Origin of the sequence: Sorangium sp. So ce176 (genome assembly GCF_051519835.1) — a bacterium.
Classification (GTDB): Bacteria; Myxococcota_A; Polyangia; order Polyangiales; family Polyangiaceae; genus Sorangium; species Sorangium cellulosum_G.
The window spans coordinates 6,773,096-6,794,817 of record NZ_CP150371.1; the positions used below are offsets into that span (position 1 = coordinate 6,773,096).

At 71.9% G+C, this 21,722-nt stretch carries 16 protein-coding genes; 8 read left to right on the plus strand and 8 right to left on the minus strand.

Annotated elements, in window-relative coordinates:
• Nucleotides 1-240: 240 nt before the first annotated feature.
• Together WMF42_RS25330 and WMF42_RS25335 are read left to right on the plus strand one after the other, a co-directional pair.
• Entirely contained in the window at nt 241-5,721 is a 5,481-nt protein-coding gene (locus WMF42_RS25330; RefSeq protein WP_437685269.1) for a DUF4215 domain-containing protein, read from the plus strand.
• 207 nt (nt 5,722-5,928) lie between these two features.
• Nucleotides 5,929-6,756 carry a phosphotransferase enzyme family protein gene (locus WMF42_RS25335; protein WP_437685271.1) on the plus strand — a complete coding sequence of 276 codons (828 nt, stop codon included), beginning with the start codon at nt 5,929-5,931 and terminating at the stop codon, nt 6,754-6,756.
• On the opposite strand, the gene WMF42_RS25340 is transcribed toward WMF42_RS25335, so the two are convergent.
• Genes WMF42_RS25340 through WMF42_RS25350 form a run of 3 tightly spaced genes read right to left on the minus strand, consistent with a single transcriptional unit; the run spans nt 6,710 to nt 9,215 of the window.
• A complete protein-coding gene (locus WMF42_RS25340; protein WP_061605849.1) occupies nt 6,710-8,038 on the minus strand; it encodes an SLC13 family permease in 1,329 nt (442 codons plus the stop codon). The two genes, WMF42_RS25335 and WMF42_RS25340, sit on opposite strands and share 47 nt — an antisense overlap.
• Complete coding sequence (locus WMF42_RS25345; RefSeq protein WP_437685273.1) at nt 8,035-8,757, minus strand: hypothetical protein; 723 nt, start codon at nt 8,755-8,757, stop codon at nt 8,035-8,037. The genes WMF42_RS25340 and WMF42_RS25345 overlap by 4 nt, the downstream gene beginning before the upstream one ends.
• A complete protein-coding gene (locus WMF42_RS25350; protein WP_061605851.1) occupies nt 8,757-9,215 on the minus strand; it encodes a hypothetical protein in 459 nt (152 codons plus the stop codon). Before WMF42_RS25350 ends, WMF42_RS25345 begins: the two co-directional genes overlap by 1 nt.
• A 358-nt stretch (nt 9,216-9,573) precedes the next feature.
• Between WMF42_RS25350 and WMF42_RS25355 the strand changes: the two genes are divergently transcribed.
• A complete protein-coding gene (locus WMF42_RS25355) occupies nt 9,574-10,299 on the plus strand; it encodes a transcriptional regulator (RefSeq protein ID WP_437685275.1) in 726 nt (241 codons plus the stop codon).
• Nucleotides 10,300-10,498: 199 nt separating this feature from the next.
• Nucleotides 10,499-11,299, plus strand: coding sequence for a hypothetical protein (locus tag WMF42_RS25360; RefSeq protein WP_061605853.1), 801 nt, complete (start codon nt 10,499-10,501; stop codon nt 11,297-11,299).
• Nucleotides 11,300-11,354: 55 nt separating this feature from the next.
• Here the strand turns inward: WMF42_RS25360 and WMF42_RS25365 are convergent, their stop codons facing one another.
• Nucleotides 11,355-12,026 (minus strand): glutathione S-transferase N-terminal domain-containing protein, encoded by a 672-nt coding sequence (locus WMF42_RS25365; protein ID WP_437685277.1) that lies wholly within the window; start codon nt 12,024-12,026, stop codon nt 11,355-11,357.
• 115 nt (nt 12,027-12,141) lie between these two features.
• Between WMF42_RS25365 and WMF42_RS25370 the strand changes: the two genes are divergently transcribed.
• From WMF42_RS25370 to WMF42_RS25380, 3 genes are all read left to right on the plus strand, one after another.
• Nucleotides 12,142-13,074 carry a LysR family transcriptional regulator gene (locus tag WMF42_RS25370; protein WP_437685279.1) on the plus strand — a complete coding sequence of 311 codons (933 nt, stop codon included), beginning with the start codon at nt 12,142-12,144 and terminating at the stop codon, nt 13,072-13,074.
• Between the two features lie 164 nt (nt 13,075-13,238).
• Nucleotides 13,239-13,667 (plus strand): YciI family protein, encoded by a 429-nt coding sequence (locus WMF42_RS25375; protein ID WP_061605856.1) that lies wholly within the window; start codon nt 13,239-13,241, stop codon nt 13,665-13,667.
• A gap of 401 nt (nt 13,668-14,068) precedes the next feature.
• The gene (locus tag WMF42_RS25380) at nt 14,069-15,490 is read left to right on the plus strand and encodes a basic secretory protein-like protein (protein ID WP_437685281.1); all 1,422 of its coding nucleotides are present in this window, start codon (nt 14,069-14,071) and stop codon (nt 15,488-15,490) included.
• 72 nt (nt 15,491-15,562) lie between these two features.
• Here the strand turns inward: WMF42_RS25380 and WMF42_RS25385 are convergent, their stop codons facing one another.
• From WMF42_RS25385 to WMF42_RS25400, 4 genes are all read right to left on the minus strand, one after another.
• Nucleotides 15,563-16,381: an EI24 domain-containing protein gene (locus tag WMF42_RS25385; RefSeq protein ID WP_061605858.1), complete on the minus strand. Its 819-nt coding sequence runs from the start codon at nt 16,379-16,381 to the stop codon at nt 15,563-15,565.
• Nucleotides 16,382-16,580: 199 nt separating this feature from the next.
• Nucleotides 16,581-18,356, minus strand: a complete 1,776-nt coding sequence (locus WMF42_RS25390) for a rhamnogalacturonan lyase (protein ID WP_437685283.1) — start codon at nt 18,354-18,356, stop codon at nt 16,581-16,583.
• Nucleotides 18,357-19,221: 865 nt separating this feature from the next.
• Entirely contained in the window at nt 19,222-19,503 is a 282-nt protein-coding gene (locus WMF42_RS25395) for a hypothetical protein (RefSeq protein WP_437685285.1), read from the minus strand.
• A gap of 517 nt (nt 19,504-20,020) precedes the next feature.
• Entirely contained in the window at nt 20,021-20,185 is a 165-nt protein-coding gene (locus tag WMF42_RS25400; protein ID WP_155798012.1) for a LysR family transcriptional regulator, read from the minus strand.
• A 175-nt stretch (nt 20,186-20,360) separates the two neighbouring features.
• On the opposite strand from WMF42_RS25400, the gene WMF42_RS25405 reads away from it, so the two are divergent.
• A complete protein-coding gene (locus WMF42_RS25405; RefSeq protein ID WP_437685287.1) occupies nt 20,361-21,518 on the plus strand; it encodes a CehA/McbA family metallohydrolase in 1,158 nt (385 codons plus the stop codon).
• The last annotated feature ends 204 nt before the right edge of the window (nt 21,519-21,722 follow it).

A 21,722-nucleotide genomic window follows, 5' to 3' on the forward strand; every position in this document is an offset into this window, starting at 1 on the left:
GACGCCGTGGCGAGACGTCGTGGGGATGCGCCGAGTCGCGCTGGATGGAGTGATTTTCGGCTAGAGGTGCGAGGCGCGCCCGATCTACCCTGGCCGAGGGTCGTCGACTTCCTGCCCGAGCGCATTCGCTCGTGTTCGTCGAGGTGTGTCGTGAGTTTGAGAACGTCTTATCTGGCTCTGGCGGTGGGCTTACTTCAAGCAACTGCCGCCTGCGGGGGGGATGCACCCTCCACAGGCGGCGTGGGCGGCGCGGGGAGCGGCGCGGTCTCCAGCAGCACCGGCGACACCGGCGGCGGCGGCGGGAGCGACTTCGGTGTCGGCGTCGGCTCCAGCAGCGGGGCCGGGGGCGACAGGCCCGACCCCTGCGAGGGCGAGAACCCGCCCGAGGAGTGCAACTTGCCGCAGGAGCCAGCCTGCGGCGACGGCGAGATCAACCAGGCCAGCGAGGCGTGCGACGACGGCAACAGCCTGCCCGGCGACTGCTGTTCCGGTCTGTGCGAGATCGAGCCCTACTGCGAGTGTCCGACCCCCGGCGCGCCGTGCGTGCTGACGATCGCGTGCGGCGACGGCGCCGTCGATCCGGGCGAGTTCTGCGACGACGGCAACACCGTCGACGGCGACGGCTGCAGCGCCGACTGCTACTTCGTCGACCCCTCGTACGTCTGCCCGAAGCCGGGCGAGCCGTGCACGCTGCTCTACGACTGCGGCGATGGCCGCGTGAACGGCTCGGAGCAGTGCGACGACCGCAACAAGACCTCCGGCGACGGATGCAGCGCGACGTGCACGCGCGAGCCGGGCTTCGTGTGCTCGCGGCCCGGCCAGCCCTGCGAGCGCCAGCCCGTCTGCGGCAACGGCGAGAAGGAGAGCGGCGAGCAGTGCGATGACGGCAACACAACGGGCGGCGACGGCTGCTCCAGCCTCTGCCGGCAAGAGTCGTTCTACACCTGCCCCGCCCCGGGCCAGCCCTGCGAGCTGCAGATCCGGTGCGGCGACGGCGCGGTCGACCCCGGAGAGCTCTGCGACGACGGCAACACAACGGGCGGCGACGGCTGCAGCGCCGATTGCCGGGTGCTGGATCCGCTCTTCGCGTGCCCCGACCCGGGTGAGCCCTGCATCCGCCTCTACCGCTGCGGCGATGGCCGCGTGAACAACGGCGAGCAGTGCGAGGACGGCGACGACCCGCCGGCGTCCGGCGACGGCTGCAGCGCGGAGTGCATGCGCGAGCCGGGCTACGTGTGCCCGAGGCCGGGGCAGGCGTGCGAGCTCCTGCCGGTCTGCGGCAACGCGCTCCTCGAGCGCGGCGAGCAGTGCGACGACGGCAATGTCGCGAGCGGCGACGGCTGCTCGAGCCTCTGCCGGCAAGAGTCGTTCTACACCTGTCCGAGGCCGGGACAGCCCTGCGACCTGACGATCCGGTGCGGCGACGGCGTCGTGAACCCGGGCGAGGTCTGCGACGACGGCAACACGGCGAGCGGCGATGGCTGCAGGGCCGATTGCGGCGCGATCGAGGGGCTCTACGTGTGCGCCCGGGCTGGCGAGCCGTGCACCCTCCCCTTCCGGTGCGGCGATGGCCGCGTGAACAACGGCGAGGAGTGCGAGGACGGCGACGACCCGCCCGCGTCCGGCGACGGCTGCAGCGCGACGTGCACGCGCGAGGAAGGGTATCAGTGCAGCCGACCGGGTTATCCGTGCACCCGGCTCCCGGTCTGCGGCAACGGCGCCAGGGAGACGGGCGAGCAGTGCGACGACGGCAACACGGCCGGCGGCGACGGCTGCTCGAGCCTGTGCCGGCAGGAGGCGTTCTACATCTGCCCGACCCCCGGGCGGCCGTGCGAGCTGACGCTCCGGTGCGGCGATGGCGTGGTGAACCCGGGCGAGGTCTGCGACGACGGCAACACGGCGAACGGCGACGGCTGCAGCGCGGACTGCAAGGCGCTCGACGCGTCCTATGCGTGCCCCCGGCCGGGTGAGCCCTGCGTCCTCCTCCACCGGTGCGGCGACGGCCGCGTGAACGGCGCCGAGCAGTGCGACGACGGCGACGATCCGCCGGCGTCCGGCGACGGCTGCACGGCGGACTGCCGGCTCGAGGACGGCTGGATCTGCCGGCCTGGCCAGCCCTGCACGCGGCGGACGTTCTGCGGCGACGGCGTGGTCCAGCCGGGCGAGCAGTGCGACGACGGCGGCAACACGAGCCCCGTCGGCGGCGACGGCTGCACCGCGCAGTGCAAGCTCGAGCTCGGCTGGACGTGCCCGCCGACCGGCGGGCGCTGCACCCCGCCCGCGCCGCCCGTGTGCGGCGACGGCGTCATCGGCGGCACCGAGTCGTGCGACGACGGCCAGGAGCCCCCGGCCGACGGCGACGGCTGCAGCGCCGACTGCCAGCTCATCGAGGATGGGTGGGATTGCTCGCGCGTCGGCTTCCCCTGCAAGACCGTCTGCGGCGACGGCATCAGGATGGGCGCCGAGCAGTGCGACGACGGCGATCTCTTCCCCGGCGACGGCTGCGACGAGACCTGCAAGCTCGAGCCGGGCCGGGTGTGCGACGACGGCGAGCCCCAGGACTGCACGGGTTACTCGTTCTGCGGCGACGCCATCGTCGAGGGCACCGAGGTCTGCGACGACGGCAACAACATGTGGCGCGACGGCTGCACGCCGGACTGCAAGCGGGAGCCGAACTGCCCGGCGGGCGCGTGCCTCTCGGAGTGCGGCGACGGCATCCTCCTGCCCGGCGACGCGACCGAGCAGTGCGATGACGGCAACAACGACAGCGGCGACGGCTGCTCCGCCGAGTGCGAGATCGAGGCCGGCTACGAGTGCGCCGTGGAGACAACCGAGATGCGGCTGCCGATGGTCCTGCGCGACTTCATCGGCTACTGCCCGACGACCAACACCTTCAGCGCCACGGCCAACGGCGCCTGCGACGCCAACCAGAGCGACGCGCTCCGCGGGCACCTCGACTTCGAGATCACCCCCGACGGCGCGCAGATCGACGGCACCGTCCGGACGACGCTCGACGGCGACGGTAAGCCCTTCAACGTCCGCGGGGCCGGCCCGCTCGTGCCGTCGGCCGCGAACGGCTGGACCACGGGGCAGACCAACTTCCAGTGGTGGTACCGGGACAACCCCAACTTCAACAGGACGTTCATCACCACGATCGACCTGCTCGAGACGGGCCCCGGCACCTTCGTGTACGAGCGGGAGCCGTTCTGGCCGCTCGACCTCAACCCGCCCGGCGGGGATCCCGTGCTCGAGAGCCTTGTCGCCAGCGGCCTGGAGCTGCAGCAGAACGGCGACGGAGGCCAGCGGCACAACTTCTACTTCACGAGCGAGGTCCGCTACTGGTTCCAGTTCAACTCGGACCCCGGGGCGCCCGACCCTGTGCTCACGTTCTTCGGTGACGACGACGTCTGGGTGTTCATCAAGAACACGCTGACCGCGGACATCGGCGGCATCCACCAGCGCAACCAGGAGAGCGTGACCATCCTCGACAACGGCGACGCGCGCGTGACCCCCTGCGCCGAGGACAACTGCCCCACGCCGCGCACGCCCCGGGTCATCGACCTGAACCTCGAGGACGGCAAGGTCTACGAGATCGCGGTGTTCCAGGCCGAGCGCCACGTCACCGGGTCGAACTACCAGCTCACGCTGGCGGGCTTCAGCGCCGGCAAGTCGGTCTGCACGCCGCAGTGCGGCGTCGAGCCGCCGGTGGTGACGCCGGGCGAGGAGTGCGACGACGGCAGCGCGAACGGGACCGGCTACGGCAAGTGCAACAACTGCCAGCTCGGGCCGTACTGCGGCGACGGCATCCGGAACGGCCCCGAGGCGTGCGACAACGGCGTCAACAACAGCACGTACGCCAACGCGTCCGGCGCCTGCGCGCCGGGGTGCGTGGCCCCGCCCCGCTGCGGCGACGGCGCTGTCAACGCCCCGTACGAGGCGTGCGACCTCGGCGCCGGCAACACGGCGAGCGGCTACGGCGGCTGCACGACGTCGTGCGAGATCGGGCCGTCGTGCGGCGACGGCACGGTGAACGGCTCCGAGCAGTGCGACGACGGCATCAACGACGGCGCGTACGACACCTGCAACCCGAACTGCACGCGCGCCCCGCGGTGCGGCGACGGCCGCGTCGACGCGGACTGGGGCGAGGAGTGCGACAGCGCGAGCGACCCGAACTGCGTCAACTGCCGGATCCCCGAGCAGTGCGGCAACGGCATCGTGCAGCCGGAGTTCGGCGAGGAGTGCGACGACGGCGTCAACGACGGCGCGTACGGCCGGTGCGGCCCCTCGTGCGTCAGCGGGCCTCGTTGCGGCGACGGCATCGTCCAGGCCGAGGAGGAGAGCTGCGACCTCGGCGAGGAGCGGAACACCGGCGCTTACGGCGGGTGCACGCGCTCCTGCGGCTACGGTCCGTACTGCGGCGACGGCGTCAGGAACGGCGCCGAGGGGTGCGACGACGGCGTGAACGACGGCGCCTACGGCACCTGCAACCCGAGCTGCACGCCGGCGCCGAGGTGCGGCGACAACCGCGTCGACGTGGAATGGGGCGAGGCGTGCGACAGCGCGGCCGACCCGAACTGCGTCAACTGCCAGATCGCCTCGCAATGCGGCAACGGCGTCACGCAGCCGGACCACGGCGAGGAGTGCGACGACGGCGTGAACGACGGCGGGTACGGCCAGTGCGGCCCCTCGTGCGTGTACGGGCCCCGCTGCGGCGACGGCATCGTGCAGCCCGGCGAGGAGCAATGCGATCTCGGCGACGGGCGCAACACCGGCGCCTACGGCGGGTGCACGCCCACCTGCAGGTACGCGCCGTACTGCGGCGATGGCGTCAAGAACGGCACCGAGGCGTGCGACGACGGCGTGAACGACGGCACGTACGGCACCTGCGCCCCGGGCTGCGCGCCGGCGCCGAGGTGCGGCGACAACCGCGTCGACGCGGACTGGGGCGAGGAGTGCGACAACGCGGCCGACCCGACCTGCGCGAGCTGCCGCTTCGCCTCGCACTGCGGCGACGGGGTGGTCCAGTCGCAGTTCGGTGAGGAGTGCGATGACGGCATCAACGACGGCGGGTACGGCCAGTGCGAGCCGAGCTGCCTGCTCGGCCCGCGCTGCGGCGACGCCATCGTCCAGCCCGAGGACGAGGACTGCGACCTCGGCGAGATGAACAGCGGCATCTACGGCGGTTGCACCGTGGAATGCAAGTACGGTCCGTACTGCGGCGACGGCGTGATCAGCGGCGCCGAGACGTGCGACGACGGCGTGAACGACGGCTTCTACGGGAGCTGCCTGCCCAACTGCACCCCGGCGGCGCGGTGCGGCGACAACCGCGTCGACGACGCGTGGGGCGAGCAGTGCGACCCGCCGAACGCGGCGACGGGCTGCAGCAACAACTGCCGCCTCGGCGCGCAGTGCGGCGATGGCGTCGTCCAGGCCGGCGAGCAGTGCGACGACGGCGTGAACGACGGCGGCTACGGCGAGTGCGGCCCGCGCTGCCAGCTCGGCCCGCGCTGCGGCGACGGCATCCGCAACGGCGCCGAGCAGTGCGACGACGGCGACGGCAACAACACCGGCGGCTATGGCAAGTGCGCGCCGGGTTGCGTCTACGGCCCGTACTGCGGCGACGGTCGGCTGCAGAGCCTCTACGAGGAGTGCGACGACGGCAACCGCATGGGCGGCGACGGCTGCAGCCTGACCTGCCAGTTCGACAGCATCCCCAACTGACCCGTCGGCCGCGGGCGCGCGGGGAGCAGGCCTCGACCGAGGCCTGCCCCCGCGACATCGCCGCCCGCGCCTCCGACCTCCCCGCCTCCGACTCCGACCTCCCCGCCACGTCCCCGAAGACGCCGCCCCTCGCGGTCGCCCGCGACCGGTAGGACCTCGAGACCACCCCTCGACCGGCCCCGCCCGCGCGTGACAGGATGGCGCGGCATGGCCGCGGAGGTGGTGGAAGAGACGGTATTCCAGGGCGGGATCAACACCGTGCGCCGGCGCGGCGACAGGGTCCACCGGCCCGCGAGCGCGGCGGCGCCGGCCATCCACCGGCTGCTGCGGCACCTGCGGGCAGCGGGCTTCGACGCGGCGCCGGAGCCGCTCGGGTACGACGACGAGGGGAACGAGGTGCTCTCGTTCCTCGAGGGCGACGTGCACAACCCCCTTCCGGCCGCGCTGCGGACTCCCGATCTCCTGACCTCCGCCGCCACGTTGCTGCGCCGCTTCCACGACGCGAGCGCGACGTTCGTGCCCGGGCCGGACGATCGGTGGCAGCTTCCGGCCCGGTCGCCGGCCGAGGTGATCTGCCACGGCGACATCGCGCCCTACAACGCTGTCGTCCGCGACGGCCGGGTGGTGGGCTTCTTCGACTTCGACGTCGCTCACCCGGGCCCGCGGCTGTGGGATCTGGCGTACGCGGTCTACCGGTTCGCCCCGCTCCACGCGCCGACCAACCCGGACAGCGCCGGCAGCCCGGAGCAGCAGGCGCGGCAGGTGGCCCATTTCTGCCGCGCCTACGGCGTCGAGCCCGGGGCCCCGCTGCTCGACGCCGTCGCCGACCGGCTCGCGGCGCTGCTCGCCTCGATGCGCGCGCGGGCCGAGGCCGGCGAGGCCGCGTCGCTGGCGCACATCGCCGCGGGCCACCCCGCGCTCTACGAAGAGGACATCCGCTACCTGCGGGCGCAGCGCGACGTCCTGCTGCGGGTCTTCGCCGCGCCGATCATCGCAGGGCGAGGAGCGCGTACGCGATCGCCACCGCCTGGATGACCGAGAAGCTCAGGAGGCCGGCCGGCAGGAAGTCGAAGAAGCCGAACCGGATGGGCCTGCCGTCAACGTCCCGCAGGTCGGCCCGCTCGGTGAGCGCCTGCGCGAGCGGGCCCGACGTGGCGGCGGTCAGGAAGAGCGAGCTGCCCGCGCAGACCGACAGGGCGAGGCCGACATAGACGGCGGGGCCCGGGAGCCGCTCGGCCAGCGACTCGGCCACCTCGAGCAGCGCCGCCATGCTCGGGCCCGCCGAGAACAGCCCCGTGAGCACGCCCGCCAGCACCAGGAACACGACGAGCTGGACCGACGGCGCGACCGGCAGCCGCTCCAGCGAGCGCGAGACCTCCTCGAAGAGACCGGTGCGCCGCACCGCCGCGACCATCACGAAGAGCGAGAGCAGGAAGAGCACCGCCTCGATGTCGAGCCCCGTCCTCGCGAGCCTCTCGCCGAGCTTGCGCGCCATGAGCAGCGCCGCGCCGGCGCCGAGCCAGCACACGAGCTCCGGGCCGACGCCGAGCTCCGCGGGCAGGAAGAGCCACGCGGCCACCATGGCCAGGAGCGAGGCCGCCGCCGGCGCGAGGAGGCGCCGGTCGGCGCGCACCCGCCGGTGCAGCGCCTCCATCGCGGCGCGCGTGAGCCGCGCCGAGACGGGGTCGCGCGGCACGCCCGCGGCCGGGCGCACGACGAAGCGCACGACGAGGAGCAGCGCGGCGAGCGCGCAGAGCGTGGCCGGGGCGGCGCGCGCGAGGTAGTCGCCGAACGTCATGCTCCCCCGGCCGAGCAGCAGGATGGCCGGGAAATCGCCGATCGGCGTGGCGGCCCCGCCGAGGTTGCAGGCGACGAGCAGCAGGCCGAGCAGCCAGGAGACGTACCGCTGCCGCGTGCCCATGAGCTTCAGCAGCACGTGCAGCACCGGCAGCACGAGCACGAGCGCCGTGAGGTTGTTGACGACGCCGCTCACGACGTACATCGCGACCGAGAACACGAGCAGGACGCGGAACGGATCGGCGCCGCTCAGCCGCGTCGCCACGACCGCGAGGCGATCGAAGAACCGCGAGGCCGCGAAGATCTGGGAGAGCAGCCCCAGCGTCACCACGATGACGAGCACGTCCCAGGGGACGTCGGCGAGCAAGCGCTGCGTTGTCGCGACCCCGAGCAGCGTCGACGCGAGGCAGGCGAGGGCCGCGCCGCCGGTGACGATGAGCACCCGGCGCGACGGCAGGAGGGCCTGGAGCAGGAGGGCGCCGAGCAGGACGGTGAAGAGGGCGGCCTGGGGCGTCGTCACGTCGCCTCGCGCGCGGGCGTGAGCGCGCGCGGGGGATCCGCGCCGGCGGCGGCGAGCTCGAGCGCGGTCGCGCGCGGGGGCGGCCCCACGAGGCGCGAGAAATCGCCCGGGCTCGTCTCGACCATCCAGCGCGGGTACACCGTCATCGGCTGGCCGAGGATGTCCCAGCCGATCAGCGAGCGGAACTGGGTCCGCACGTCGGGGCCCGAGACGCGCAGCCACGAGGGGCTCACGTGCGCCGCGTGCCCGTCGGTGCCGTAGACGAAGGTGAGCAGCGCGCTCCTCCGCCCGGCCCAGCGCTGGAGCTCGGACAGCCCCACCGGCTCCATGAGCCCGTCGTAGTTCGCGAGCACCCGGCTGAAGTCCGGATCGAGGCCGCCCGCGTCGGTGACGAGGCCCGTGGCGACGCCGGAGAGCCGCGGCACGAGCGCGTCGAGGCAGTCGGCCTCCAGCCCGACGACGAGCAGCCGGGTCACGCCGCGGAGCGCGTCGAGCACGCCCGCCGGGTCGAGCGGCGCCTCGGCGCCGCCGGAGAGCCGCTGCTCGGCGATGAAGTCGAGGACGGGGAACTCGCGCCCGAGCGCGTCGCGGGCCTCGCTGACGAGCGGGGCGCCGCCGGCCTCCATCAGCTCGCGGACGAAGAGCCGCGACGCCGAGCGCATGCCCAGCTCGGCGGCCACCATCCGGAACGCCTGTCCGAGCGCCGGCGGCAGCGCCATCAGGCGGTCTCCGCGCCGCCCGCGCCCGCGCCGGCGCGGGCGCGGGCGAAGAGGGCGTCGAGCAGGCAGACCATCGCGGCGTTGGCGAGCGCGTGGTGCGGCGGGCCGTCGGTGAGGCAGTCGACGAGCGCGGCGAGCTCCGGCGAGCCCTCCGGGGCGAGGCGCGTGAGCGGGGCGAGCGGGAGGGTCAGCGGGTAGTCGTGATCGTCGCCGCGCGCGAGGTGCGGCGGCAGGCGGATCGGGACGGGCAGCGACTCGCCCGCGGGGGCGCCGCCCTCCCCCGGCCCGAGCTCCTCGAGCAGGAGGCCGAGCAGGCAGACCAGCGTGTAGCTCGCGCCGCGGTGATGGACCGGGCCCTCTCCGACGATGCACCGGACGACGAACGCGCGCTCCTCCGCGTCGGGCATCCAGGGGGCGAGCAGCGCGTCGAGCCTCTCGGGCCGGATGAGCGCGGACACCGCGGACGAGGGCAATGGGGCGTGGCGCGGGCCGTGATGAGGGCGCGGGCCGTGATGACGAGGCGGTCGGGGCGGCGGCATGAGAGAGGCTCAGGGTAGCGCCGCGGCGCAGCGCGGATCCAGGCGGAGTGAGCCGGGTCATGGCCCCCGGGCGCCGGAGGGCCGACAGCAGGGTCGGGTGTCATGATCCCATCGCCCGTGCAGACAGCGTATCTTCCGGGCGTCCCCACCTACATCGCTCCTTGAGCTCCTCCTCGCTCCGCAAACGCCGCATCGTCATCCCACGCTCAGCCCGCCTGCCCGCGATGACATCGATTTCGCTCGACGAAGCTGCGGCCTTTCGGCGTAGCGTGGTGTCATGACCCTGCGACGCGATCACGTCCTGTCCTGTACATCGCTCCTGCTCATCGCGTGTGGACTGGCCGGCTGCGGCAAGGCCTCCACGCGACCTGCGGCCGCGCCGGAGGCCGAGGCAGCGCCCGAGCCGATCGCGCTCCGGCGCTCGGCGGACGACATCATCCTCGCGGCGAAGCTGCCGCCCGAGACCGCGCCCCGCGCGTCGCTCGAGATCCACCGCCTCGACGCCTATGCCGTGTGCAACGCGGCGCAGGCGCGCCTCTCGGCGAGCGTGAGCGCGAGCGCGCGCGCCGACGTGGGGGCGGGGCCGAGCGCGCTCACGCTGTCGAGCCTCGTCATCGGCGGCCTCGGGCTCGCGGGCGGCGTCGCCACCACGGTGCTCGCCGCGGGCCTCGAGGCACCGCCGATCCCGTCGCCTGGCTCACCGTCGCTCCCGGACGCGGAGCCGCCGGACGTGGAGGGAAAGACAGGCGTCATCGTGGTGGGCGTCCTCACCGGCGTCGTCGTTGTCGGGGCGGTGGTCGGGACGCTCCTGCTCGCCGGTGGCGACGACGACGAGGACGACGAGCGCAAGCTCAACCTGGGTGTCGGCGGCCCCGGCGTGCGGGGGCTCCGCGACGCCCTCCGCGCCTTCGAGGTCGCGTGTCCGGACGAGCCGGCCGAGGACGCCCTCGCGGCGTGCATCGACAAGGCGCGCGCCCTCCGCAAGACCTGCGCGGCCCAGTGACGCCGCTGGCCGGGGCGGCCGCCGGCGCTCCGCCACGGTGAAGCGCCTCGCCCGGTCAGGGCGCGGGCAGCGCCGGCGCCCGGCGCGCCAGGGGCGAGCTGCTCGCGGCGCGTTCATTTTCAGACCTCATGGCTCCGTGTTTGGGTACGGTGGACGAGCCGTACAAGGACGGTCGCAAGGCCGGACTCCGGGAGACGAGATGAAGCGAATCCACCTGTTCGAGCTGGAAGACTTCCCATGGTTCCCGGGCTGGCTGCGGACGTGCATGACGCGCCTGATCGTGACCATGCACAGGGCGCTGGGCTCGAGCGAGGAGCTGGCCGAGCTCATCGCCAGGGCGCTGAAGGCGTCGGGCTCGTCGCGCATCATCGACCTGTGCTCCGGGAGCGGCGGGCCGATGCCCGACGTCCTGCGGACCCTGAACACGAAGCCTGGTCTCGAGCACGTCACGCTGACGCTGACCGATCTGTACCCCAACACGGAAGCCGCGCGCAGCATCAACAGCCAGGAAGGGAGCAACGTCTCGTACCGGCTCGACCCGCTGGACGCCACGAGGGTGGACGGCGAGACGGCGGGGCTCAGGACGATGGTCAGCAGCTTCCATCACATGAAGCCGGACCTCGCGCGGAAGATCCTGGAGTCGGCCCAGCGGAGCAGACAGCCCATCTGCATCTTCGAGATCAGCGACAACAGCTTCCCGCGCTTCCTCTGGTGGACGGCGCTGCCCGTCAGCTTCGTGATGTGCCTGCTCATCACGCCGCTGGCGAGGCCACTGACCGCGCGGCAGCTCGTCTTCACCTACCTCGTCCCGATCATCCCCCTGTGCTTCGCGTGGGACGGCGCGGTCTCGAACGCGAGGACCTACACGCTCGGCGACCTGGATGAGCTGCTGCAGGGGCTCGGCGACGAGGGCTACCGGTGGGAGAAGGGCGTGATCCGCGGGAAGGCCAGGAAGCTCTACCTGCTCGGCGTCCCGACCCGGGGCGCCGGCGGCGGCTGAGCCGGGCGCTTCGACGCACCTCGAGCACGCCGCGCGCCGGCCGCGCAGCCCGCCCTCACCTGTCGTTCACGGCAGGCTCCGCGCGCGCAGGAGCGGCCTTCGCGTGCCGCTCGATCTCCCGGGCATAGCGCGCCCGCTCCTCGGCGAAGGCGCGCGCGACGGCGGGGCGCTGCTGGAGACGCGCGTGGTACGCGGGGAGCGCCGGCCAGGTCTTCAGATCGACCGGCGTGACCGAGGACCAGTTGAGGATCGTGAAGAGGTAGGCGTCGGCCACCGAGAAGCGGTCGAGCAGGAACTCCCGCCCCGCGAGCCGCCCGGCCACCCAGCCGAGGCGCGACTCGGCCTTCGCGAGCGCGTAGGCCCTCGCCTCGGCCGGCGCCGCCCTGTCCAGGAGCGGCACGTAAAGCGCCTTGTGGAGCTCGGTCCCGATGAACGAGAGCCACTGCTGGAGCCGCGCCCGACCGGGCGGATCCCGCGGCGCGAGCGCGGCATCAGGATACATGTCGGCGATGAGCTGCAAGATCGCCGCGTTCTCGGTGACGAGCTCGCCGCCCTCGATCTCGAGCGCGGGCACGAGCCCGAGCGGGTGGATCGCGCGGTAATCGGCGCCCTCCTCGGTGCGCTTCGTTCGCGGGTCGACCTCGACATACGAGATCTCGGCGCCGGCCTCGTAGAGCGCGATGCGCGCGGAGAGAGAGCATGCGAGCGGGGAGAAATAGAGCTTCATAAACAAGGACCTCCTGACGACACGAAGGTGCCTCTCCGAAGCCTGTGCGTCCAACGCATCGTCGTGATAGGTTCGATGCGTGTCACGCATAAGCGATCTTCCTGCGCCCTCGGCGATGGCGCCTCGCCCCCTGCTCGAGGTCCGCGATCTGGAGCTCGCCCTCGCGCTCTCGGCCGCCGGCACCACGGCGGGCGCCGCGTCGGCGATGCACATCACGCAGTCGGCCGTGAGCCGGGCGCTCGCCCTGGCCGAGGCGCGGATCGGCGCGCGCCTGTTCGAGCGCACAGCGCGCGGGCTCACGCCGACGGCGGCGGGAGAGCGGCTCATCGCCGGCGCCGGGCTCGTGCTCGCGCAGCTCCGGGAGCTCGAGCGGGAGGTCGCGGCGCCGGCCGCCGCGACGACGCGCGTCCGCCTCGTGTGCGAGTGCTACACGGCCTACCGCTGGCTGCCCTCGGCCATGGCGAACCTCCGGCGCAGGCTGCCCCGCCTCGAGGTGGAGCTCGCGGTGGAGCACACCCGGGATCCGGTCGGCGCGCTCGCCCGGGGCGACATCGACGTGGCGCTGCTCACCACCGGGGCGCTGCCGGCAACCCGCGAAGCGCGCGCCGCGCTCGTGGAGCGGCCGCTCTTCTCGGACGAGGTCGTCTTCGTCGTGTCGACCGCGCACCCGCTCGCCGGGCGGGCGTCGATCACGCGCGACAACCTCCGGCAGAGCCCGCTGATCACGTCGAACACGCCGCCGGCCGAGGCGCGCTGGTTCATGACCACCGTCTTCGGACGCCAGAAGCCCAGGCTCGAGTTCCTGCACTTCCCGCTCACCGAGGCCGTGATCGACGCCGCGCGCGCCGGCATGGGGATCGCGGTCCTCTCGGAGTGGATGGCGGACGGGTACCTCGGCGGCGGCGACCTCGCGGTGAAGCGGCTGTCGTCCGGCCCGCTGCGCCGCCCCTGGCGGATCGCGTACCGGCGCGCGTCGGCCGACGCCGCGGAGCGCCTGGTCGCCGCGCTCGAGGGCTCGGCGCCGCGGCTCCACCGGCGCGCCGGGTGAGGCGCGTCGTTGTCGGCTCGAGGGCGCGGCGACGCTTCTGGAAAAAAAAGTCGCGTGGCGTGTCGATCGCGCGGGCCCCCGTTCGTCGCCCCATCGAGGCGGGGGCTCACCCCCGCCGGGTTCATCCCGAAGCCGAGCTTCCAGGACGAGAAGGAGACACGACCATGCGGTTCATGATGCTGATGATCCCGAGGGGGTACGAGAGCGCAGCGCCGGGCACCATGCCGGACGCGAAGGCCGTCGCCGCGATGATGAAGTACAACGAGTCCCTCCAGAAGGCCGGCGTGCTGCTCGCCCTCGACGGCCTCCACCCCCCCTCGATGGGCGCGCGCATCGAGTTTCCCGGGGGCAAGCCCAGGGTGACCGACGGGCCGTTCGCCGAGGCGAAGGAGGTGCTCGGCGGCTACTGGATGATCCAGGTGAAGTCGAAGGAAGAGGCGATCGCGTGGGCGTCGCGCTGCCCCTGCTCGGACGACGGCGTGATCGAGATCCGCCAGGTGCAGGAGTTCTCGGACTTCCCCACCGACGTCCAGGAGGCCGCGGCCAGCTTCCCCGAGATGCAGCGGCAGGCCGCGCGGAACGAAGCGTCGTAGCGTCCGCGCCGGTCCACCGCCGCCCGCTCGATGACCTCGCGCGGCCATCGCCGGTCATCCCTGACAGGTCTCGATTCAACCATCGGCGGAGCGCGCTTCTGCGGCGGATCCACCCTCGGCGATCGGTGGAGCATGTCGACAACGCCGGAGCGCGACACGCGTTCGTGTGAACAAGTGCAAACAGCGCTTGATTAATGTAAACCGCGCTTGAACCGACGAGCCCGAGCCGCATTGATTGGCTGGTGGGAGCCTGGCGCGATGGCCCCCGTCCTGGCGCGCTCGCGGCGAGAGCAAGATTCAGCGATTCGCCCGCGCGGGCGCGCCCCTACACGCGCGCATCGAGGAATATGCTACGATCCATTCACCACACGACACACAAGCTGCTGAGCCGAGGGAGCCTCTTGCTGACGTGCTGGGCGCTGAGCGCCTGCGCCGTCGCCGGGGAGCCTCAGGACGAGGACCCGGTCGAGACAGCCGAGCTCGCGCTGACGCAGGGCTCGGTCCTCGGGTTCGAGGACGTGGCCGACTGGACGGCGTCGGCCGGGACCCTCGAGCCCTCGACGGACCGCACGCAGGGCGCGGCCGCGCTCGGGGTGCGCGACTTCATGTACGCGGAGCTGACGTCTTCGCCGCTCTCCACCCTCTCGGGCGTCACGGACGAGATCACGCTCGACATCCGGATCCCCGAGGCTGCGCCCTGGGGTCAGGTGCATCTGTACGTGAGCAGCCCGTCCCTGAACTTGAACAGGGCCTGGGTGGACCTGGCCTCGCTGGAGAACGTGTCGGCCAACACGTGGAGCACGCTCTCGTTCGACGTGCCGGCCTACCTCCAGAGCGCGCTTCAACAGAGCTACTCGGATCTCCAGATCACGCTGGCGCTGAGCCTGCCGAGCGACGACGGCGCGCTCACCGTGCTCGACAACCTCAACTTCGAGGGGGGCGTACCCGATCCGGCCTGCGACGACGACAGCCCCTACACCCTCGACGTCACCACGGTCCCGGGCTTCGACAGCGTCATCCTCGAGGACATGATGTGCACGTTCCACGCCGTGTACCCGCAGCTCGTGCAGCGCTTCAACCCGGCCGCGGCCACCACGGTGGGCCTGCACATCACCAACGAGCCGGGCATCGCCTGGGCGAGCGACGAGGACACGTTCTACAACCGGCAGTTCATGCTCGGCAACCCGCTGGGCACGGACGTTGTCGTGCACGAGGTCATGCACGTCGTCCAGCTCGGGTACCTGGGCGAGGTCCCCAGCTGGATCGTCGAGGGGGGCGCCGACTACGCGCGTGACGCCTACGGGCTCAGGAACAATGACGCCGGATGGTCCATCCCGAGCGGGTGGACGTACGGGTCGCATTACCTCTTCGGCTACGGTGAGGCGGCCGCCTTCTTCAAGTGGATGGACGCGACGTACCGCGTGGGCCTGCCGCCTGTTGTCGACGCGCTCGACGACATCCTGCGTGCCGGGGCGTACTCGAGCGCCACGTGGGTCGACTTGACGGGCCACGGCCTGGAGACCCTGTGGCAACAGTACTCGAACGGCAACGCTCCGCCGCCTGCCACCTCGGGCATCACCGTGTACGAGAACTCCGGCTTCGGCGGCAGGGCGGTCATGCTCGACCGCGGGGTGTACGACCTGATCGACCTGCGCGCTCGCGCTGTAGCGAACGACTGGATCTCCTCGATCCAGGTGCCCGCCGGCTACACGGTCACTGTGTACTACGACGCGGGGTTCACGGGTACGTCGGTGCAGTACACCTCCGACGCGTCGACCCTGGGCGCGACAAACGACCAGATCTCCTCCATCGTCATCGAGTGACGGCCTCGGGCCCTCATCGCTGAAGCGCTCGCCTGGGGCGCGGACTCCGCCGCGGCCCCCGCCCGCACGAGCTCAGCGCGGCGCCTGGCGCGTGGCCTCCCAGCGCTCCAGCGTGACGACGAGCCGAGCCGCGCCGAGGATGCCGGCCGGGAGCACGATGAGCAGCGAGCAAGGCAACAACGAGAGCAGCGCGAGGCCGAAGCCGAAGCCCATCACAGCGGCGAGGTTCCGGCGCACGAAGGCGACCCGCGCTGCAACGGGCACGCCGCGGATCGACAGCGGGCAGTCACAGAGGTCCCAGGCCCCCGCGAGCGCCGTCACCGCGAGCTGAAGCGGGATGATGACGACGCTCGCCGGCGCGAAGAAAAAGCCCACGACGCCGAGGACGATGAGGATCGGCAGCGTGAAGGCGAGCGCCACGAGCGTCGACTCCAGCGCGCGCCACATGTCCGCGAAGAAGCCGACCTCCGGCCACGCGGGCGCCCCGAGATCGGCCTCGGCCCTGCGCACCATCCGCTCCAGCGCGGGCCCCGAGAGCGGCTTCGCGAGCCCGAACGAGATCGCGAGGGCGGCCACGAGCGCCACCGCGAGCGAGAGGATCCGCAGCACGACCATGAGCGCTGTCCAGAGCGCCCCCGTCCCCGGCTCGCTCACGATGAGCTCGACGAGCGAAGGCGCGAGCTTCACGCCGACGATGGCGAGCACGACAGTGAGCACGAGCGCGAGGCCCGTGGGGACGAGCGCGAGCGGCCAGAGGTCCGGCGTGCGAAAGAGGTAACCGTAGCCGCCCAGCATGGCCTTGAGGCCCGCGCCGAAGCCGGGGCGTTCGAGCGGCACGAGCCCCGCGGGCCGGAGCTGCGCGGGCGCGGTGGGAGAGTCGGGGGTGATCATTCGTCCACGAACGTCTCAGCGGTCGGGCGTCCGGTCAACGGCCCTTTCGTGGCGGCGCGATCACGTCGAGGCGCTGATGGCAGCCTGCCGCCGGGCCGGCGTCCCGGGCAGCGGCGCCGGATGTGCCCGGAGGGTCACTGGACAGACGATCTTCGCGAACGGCGGCATCGTCTGACACAGGAGCGGGCTCACGCCGGCATCACCGCACCGTGATGTCGGGTCTGGGGGGCTCCCTCATGCCGTCGCCGATGTGGAAGCTGGTGTGCGGCGGCTGGTTGTATGTCGCGTTCTGCGCCGACACGTTGGCACGGTACTGCGGATCGTGCATCAGCGTGTAGATGCGGCGCTCGGTGATCTGATCGGTCGTGTAGATGCGCAGGCTGTCGCCGCACAGGAACACGACCTCCTCGCGCCAGTCGCCGAACAGATCGGCGCTGAGCGTCGGCGCCGACTTGGTGCCGTTGATCGAGGTGCAGCCGTTCGCGGTGAAGCCCCGACCTTCGCCGTCGAAGTTCGTGACGGTGTTGCCGTCGAGCAGCTCGCGGCTCTCATCGCCGTCCCACCAGACCAGGAAGTTCACCTGGCGGGGACGGGAGCCGATGCTGCGACCGTTCGCCGCGTTGAACAGGCCGGCTGTGTTGGTCCAGGCCTCGCCTCCGGGGTTGTCGGGGGAGATGTCGTCGGCAGCGCCGCGCCCCGGTCCCTCGCCGTCGCTGTTCGGGCCGCGCCACAGGATCTCGCAGGTCTCTGCATCTCGGAGGAAGTAGGATGGCACGCCGTCCGCTTCGGTCGGCTGAAACACCTCGAGCCCGGGGCGCGAGGGGACCAGGTCGGCGATGTGAAGCGCGTCGCCGTGTCCGTAGAAGTTGACGGCGCACTTGCCCTTGCCGTCAGGGCCGATCGTCGCGGCGCCAGGGATGATCTCCTGCCTCAGGTCGCCGTCCGTATCCGCCGCCATCACGCTGTGAACGCCCTTGCCAGCGTAGGCGCCGTTGCCGTTCGCGGACGAATCGAAGCTCCACAGGAGGCTCAGCTTGCCGTCCCGGTAATTGTACGCTCCGAACGTCGTCCGGGCGTAGTAGCCCCGCTGCATGACGACGCTCGGTTGGCCGGAGTCATCGAGGAACGCCAGCGTGGCGTTGTAGCGATCCGAGCGGTTGCCGTTGTTGTCGCCGAAGCTGCCGCTCGTGATGGGGGCGTGGTACGCGATGGTCGCGAGCTCCGAGCCGTCGACGCCGCTGAAGATCGTCAGATACTCCGGCCCGCTCATGATCTTGCCCGCGCCGTTGCGATAGTCTCGCGCGTCGTCGTCGGCGGCGGCGGGACCTGTGTGCAGGAACGCTCCCTTCCCGTCTCGCGTGCCGGGCGCGGTCTTGACGGCGATCTCGGCGCGGCCATCGCCGTCCAGATCGTACACGACGAAGGGCGTTGTGTGCTCGCTCTCGCGGATGTTGATGCCCAGGTCGATGCGCCACAAGAAGGTGCCGTCGGTGTCGTAGGCCGCGAGCTTGGGCTGGCCGGTGCGGCCGTCTTGCGACGGATCGCGCGGGTTGTTCTGCTCCTTGACCACGAGCTCGTAGTCGCCGTCGCCGTCGAGATCGCCCGGAGAGGCGTCACCGGCTTTGTAATCGCGGGGCGTCCGGAGCGGGATGGTCAGGTAGTTTCGCTCCCACGTGGGTGTGCCCGGGTCCCCGTCACGCGTGTTGGCCGAGTCGCCCTGCTCCGCCCCATCGATCACGGCGCGGACGGTGTATTTCGCGCCTCCGGGGGCGCCCGAGTCGAAGTAGTTTGTCGAGTCGGTGATGGGAGCGTCGTTCACCTTGGTGCCGTCGCGGTAGACGTTGAACCCGATCCCTGGATCCTCGTAGCCCATCAAGCGCCAGCTGATGAAGTTGCCGTCGCCCGAGCGCACGGCGACAACGCCGCGGCACAGGTTCTCCAGCCTGACGTGGCCAGTCGCGGCGGCCGGCGTCACACCGCAGATCGAATCGCCTGGCGTGTCGGTGCCGCCCGTGCCGGGTGCCTCACCGCCCGACGCGCCGCTGGACGCCTGCGCCGACGACCCGCTGGACGCCTGCCCAGACGACCCGCTGGACGCCTGCCCAGACGACCCGCTGGACGCCTGCCCCGACGCGCTGCCCGCGTTCGGAGCGCCACCAGAACCGTCATCGCCCGAATCGGCCCCGCTGCACGCACCCAGGGCTCCCGCCGCGACCAGGGCCATGGTCCCGTATGCAATGCCTCTCATTGTAGTACTCGCCTTTCAAGCCAATCGATAAAAAGCCGGACGCCGACGCTGCCGGAGCGCGGCGCGCGTGAGCTTGTCGCGGATCACTCAGCGACCGAGGGGCCGCCGAGCCGCCGCCACGGAACGTCCGAGATCACCGTTTCCAGAGCTCGACGGGTAGGTGGGATGAGGTGCTGGCTTTCAGTCACCACTCCGAGGCGTCCACTCGCTTTTTTTGGTGGCGCATCCCGGAGCAGCCGCAGGAGCAAAATTTTACAGCCACCACGGACAGCTTATTCGACAAACCATCTTCAACGAAACGCTGAAACTGTTTCCACGTGTCGTCGCTTGTCCGTCGGGGCGCGCTCCTCAAGCATGGAGGACCACACGACGAGGAGACGAGAATGCATCGGTTTGCCCAACTCAAGCTCAAGCTCGCGAGCCTGGCCGCGGGCGCGGCCCTGGCTGCGGGCGCGGCGGCCTGCGGCGACAGCACAAGCCCGGCGCGGCCGCCGCAGTCCACGCTCGAGGTCCATGCCCGGCTCGACGCGACAGGCGTCGGCGGCATCACCCAGATGCCCGACGGCCGGGTCATCATCGGCTTTCACCCGTTCTACAGTCCCGAGGTGCAGGTGGCGCTGCTCAACCCGGACCGGAAGTCCACGACACCGTACCCGAGCATGGAGTGGCAAAGCTGCAAGAACGCCGACAGCCGCTGGAAATCGGACTTCAACGCCTGCCTGGACTGGGTGCTCGGCCTGCACACGGACAAGAACGGCGTCCTGTGGATGCTGGACTCGGCCAGATCCACGGACAAGGCGGCGGGGCGCCCCGCTGGCCTCGTGCCCAAGCTCGTCGGGTGGAACACCCACCAGAACGAGCTCGAGCGCGTCATACCCCTCTCGCCGGAAGCGACGCTCACCGAGTCGCAGCACAACGACTTCGTCGTGGACCTGAAGCACGGCGTGATCGTCATCGCCGACGAGGCCATCGGCGAAGGCTCGGGCGGCGTTGGCGACAAGGCGGCGCTCGTTGTGGTGGACCTCTCCACCGGCGAGAGCCGGCGCCTCTTGCAAGGCCATCACAGCGTGATGCCCCTGAAGGAGCCCATCCGCTGGGACGTGGGCCGGCCCACGAGCGGCGCCGTCGACCTGTACGTGGGCGTCGACGGCATCGCCCTCGACACGAAGAGCGGACGGCACCATGTACACCGGCGCAGCTCTCCCTCACCAGCGCGCTCCAGGCCGACGGGGTGGCCAGGAACAAGCCGCCCTACCTCGTCTATCGCTTCAAGCCCCTGGCGCCGGGCGCGCCGGGCTTCTGAGGCGAAAGCTCGCGGAGCTTCGCCGCGAGGAAATCGACGAGGGCGCGCACCCGCGCCGGCACGAAGCGATGGCTCGGCAGGATGGCGTTCAGCGGATAGTGCTCCCCCTGCCAGCCGGGCAGCAGGCGAACCAGGCGGCCCTCGCGCTGGCCGCGGCCGGCGTGACACCCAGGACCCGCGCCGCCGCCGTCAGCGTCCCGCGGCGGGCTGTCTCCACCAGCACGCGCAGATCGTCGATGTTCTCGATGCTCACGTGGACAGTCTCGCCCGGGAAGCCGCGCGAGGGCGATCGCGGAGCGACGCCGGGGGCGCCCCCCCGGCCGGCGCCTCACCGGGCGCGCCGCCGGCGCTTCAGCGCCATCCAGGCGGCGGCGGCTGCGGTGACGGCCATTCGAGGAAGTCACTTTCCCGTGCTATACCGAGGTCCAATGTCGCGCGGCTCCGACCCGACGCCGAGGATGGCCGACCAGGGCGTGAAAACCACGACGGCGCGGCGGCGCGCGGGATGGGCCGCGGCGGCGACGATCGTGGCCGCGCTCGCGGCGATGCGCTGGGGCGCGGGGACGAGCCAGGACGCCGCTCCGGCGGGGACGCTGGACATCTCGCGGGAACCCGTTCCGTCGCGGTCGCCGACCTTCGTCCAGCGGCTGGACGTCAGCGTGTTCCAGCGCGGCAACCTCCACGCGCACTCCGCCCGTTCCGACGGTGACAGCCCGGCGCAGCTCGTGTTCGCCTGGTATCGAGACAACGGCTACCAGTTCCTCGCGCTGACGGATCACAACAACTACCTCGACGTGACGCGCCCTCCTGCCTCGCAGGTGCGGGATCTCCTGGTCATCCCCGGCGAGGAGGTGACGATGGCCGCCGCGGGGCAGCCGGTGCACGTCAACGCGCTCTGCACGAAGCGGCGGATCGGCGGCGGGACCTTCCGCACCGCGCAGGCCGCTGTCGCCTGGGCGACATCGGAGATCCTGGCGCAGGGGGGCGTGGCGCTCGTGAACCACCCGAACTTCCACTGGGCCCTCGAGGCCGACGACATCGCGTCCGCCGAGGGCGCGCAGCTCGTCGAGATCTTCAGCGGTCATCCGCACGTGCGGAGCGACGGCGACGCCGCCCACACCTCCGCGGAAGAGAAGTGGGAGCGGGCGCTGTCGTCGGGCCAGTCCATCGCCGCTGTCGCCGTCGACGACATGCACTCGCTCACCGGCGCGAACAAGCACGTGCCTCAGGTGGCGCCTGGCACCGGGTGGGTCGAGGTGTTCGCCGAGGAGGCGTCGCAGGAGGCGATCTGCGCTGCCCTGGGCGCGGGCCGGCTCTACGCCTCGTCGGGGCCCAGGCTCACGCGCCTCGCCGTCACGTCGGACACGATGACGCTCTGGGTCGATCCTCCCGACATGATGGTCGAGTTCATCGATCGGTGGGGCGCGCTGCTCGAGGCCACGCCGACGACGGCCGAGGCCGAGATGTCGGGCGCGGCCCACCGCGCGAGCTACCGGCTCCGCGGCCCCGAGCAGTACGTGCGCGCGCGCGTGACGGCGCCGGACGGGTCCCGCGCCTGGACGCAGGCTTACCGGGTCACGCGCTGACCTCGACGCGCCGCGGCCAGGGGGCACGCCGGTAGCGCGGCGCGGCGCGCGCTGCCGGCGGGTGATGGACGCGGCACCGTGGAAAGCAGGGAGAGCGCGCGGGGCCCAGGGCGCGACGCCGCTTGATGAAGCCGGCGCCGTTTTCTACCCTCGCGGGCGCGTGTCTTGGACATCACTCCACGCCGCTCGGCACCGGGCCCCGCG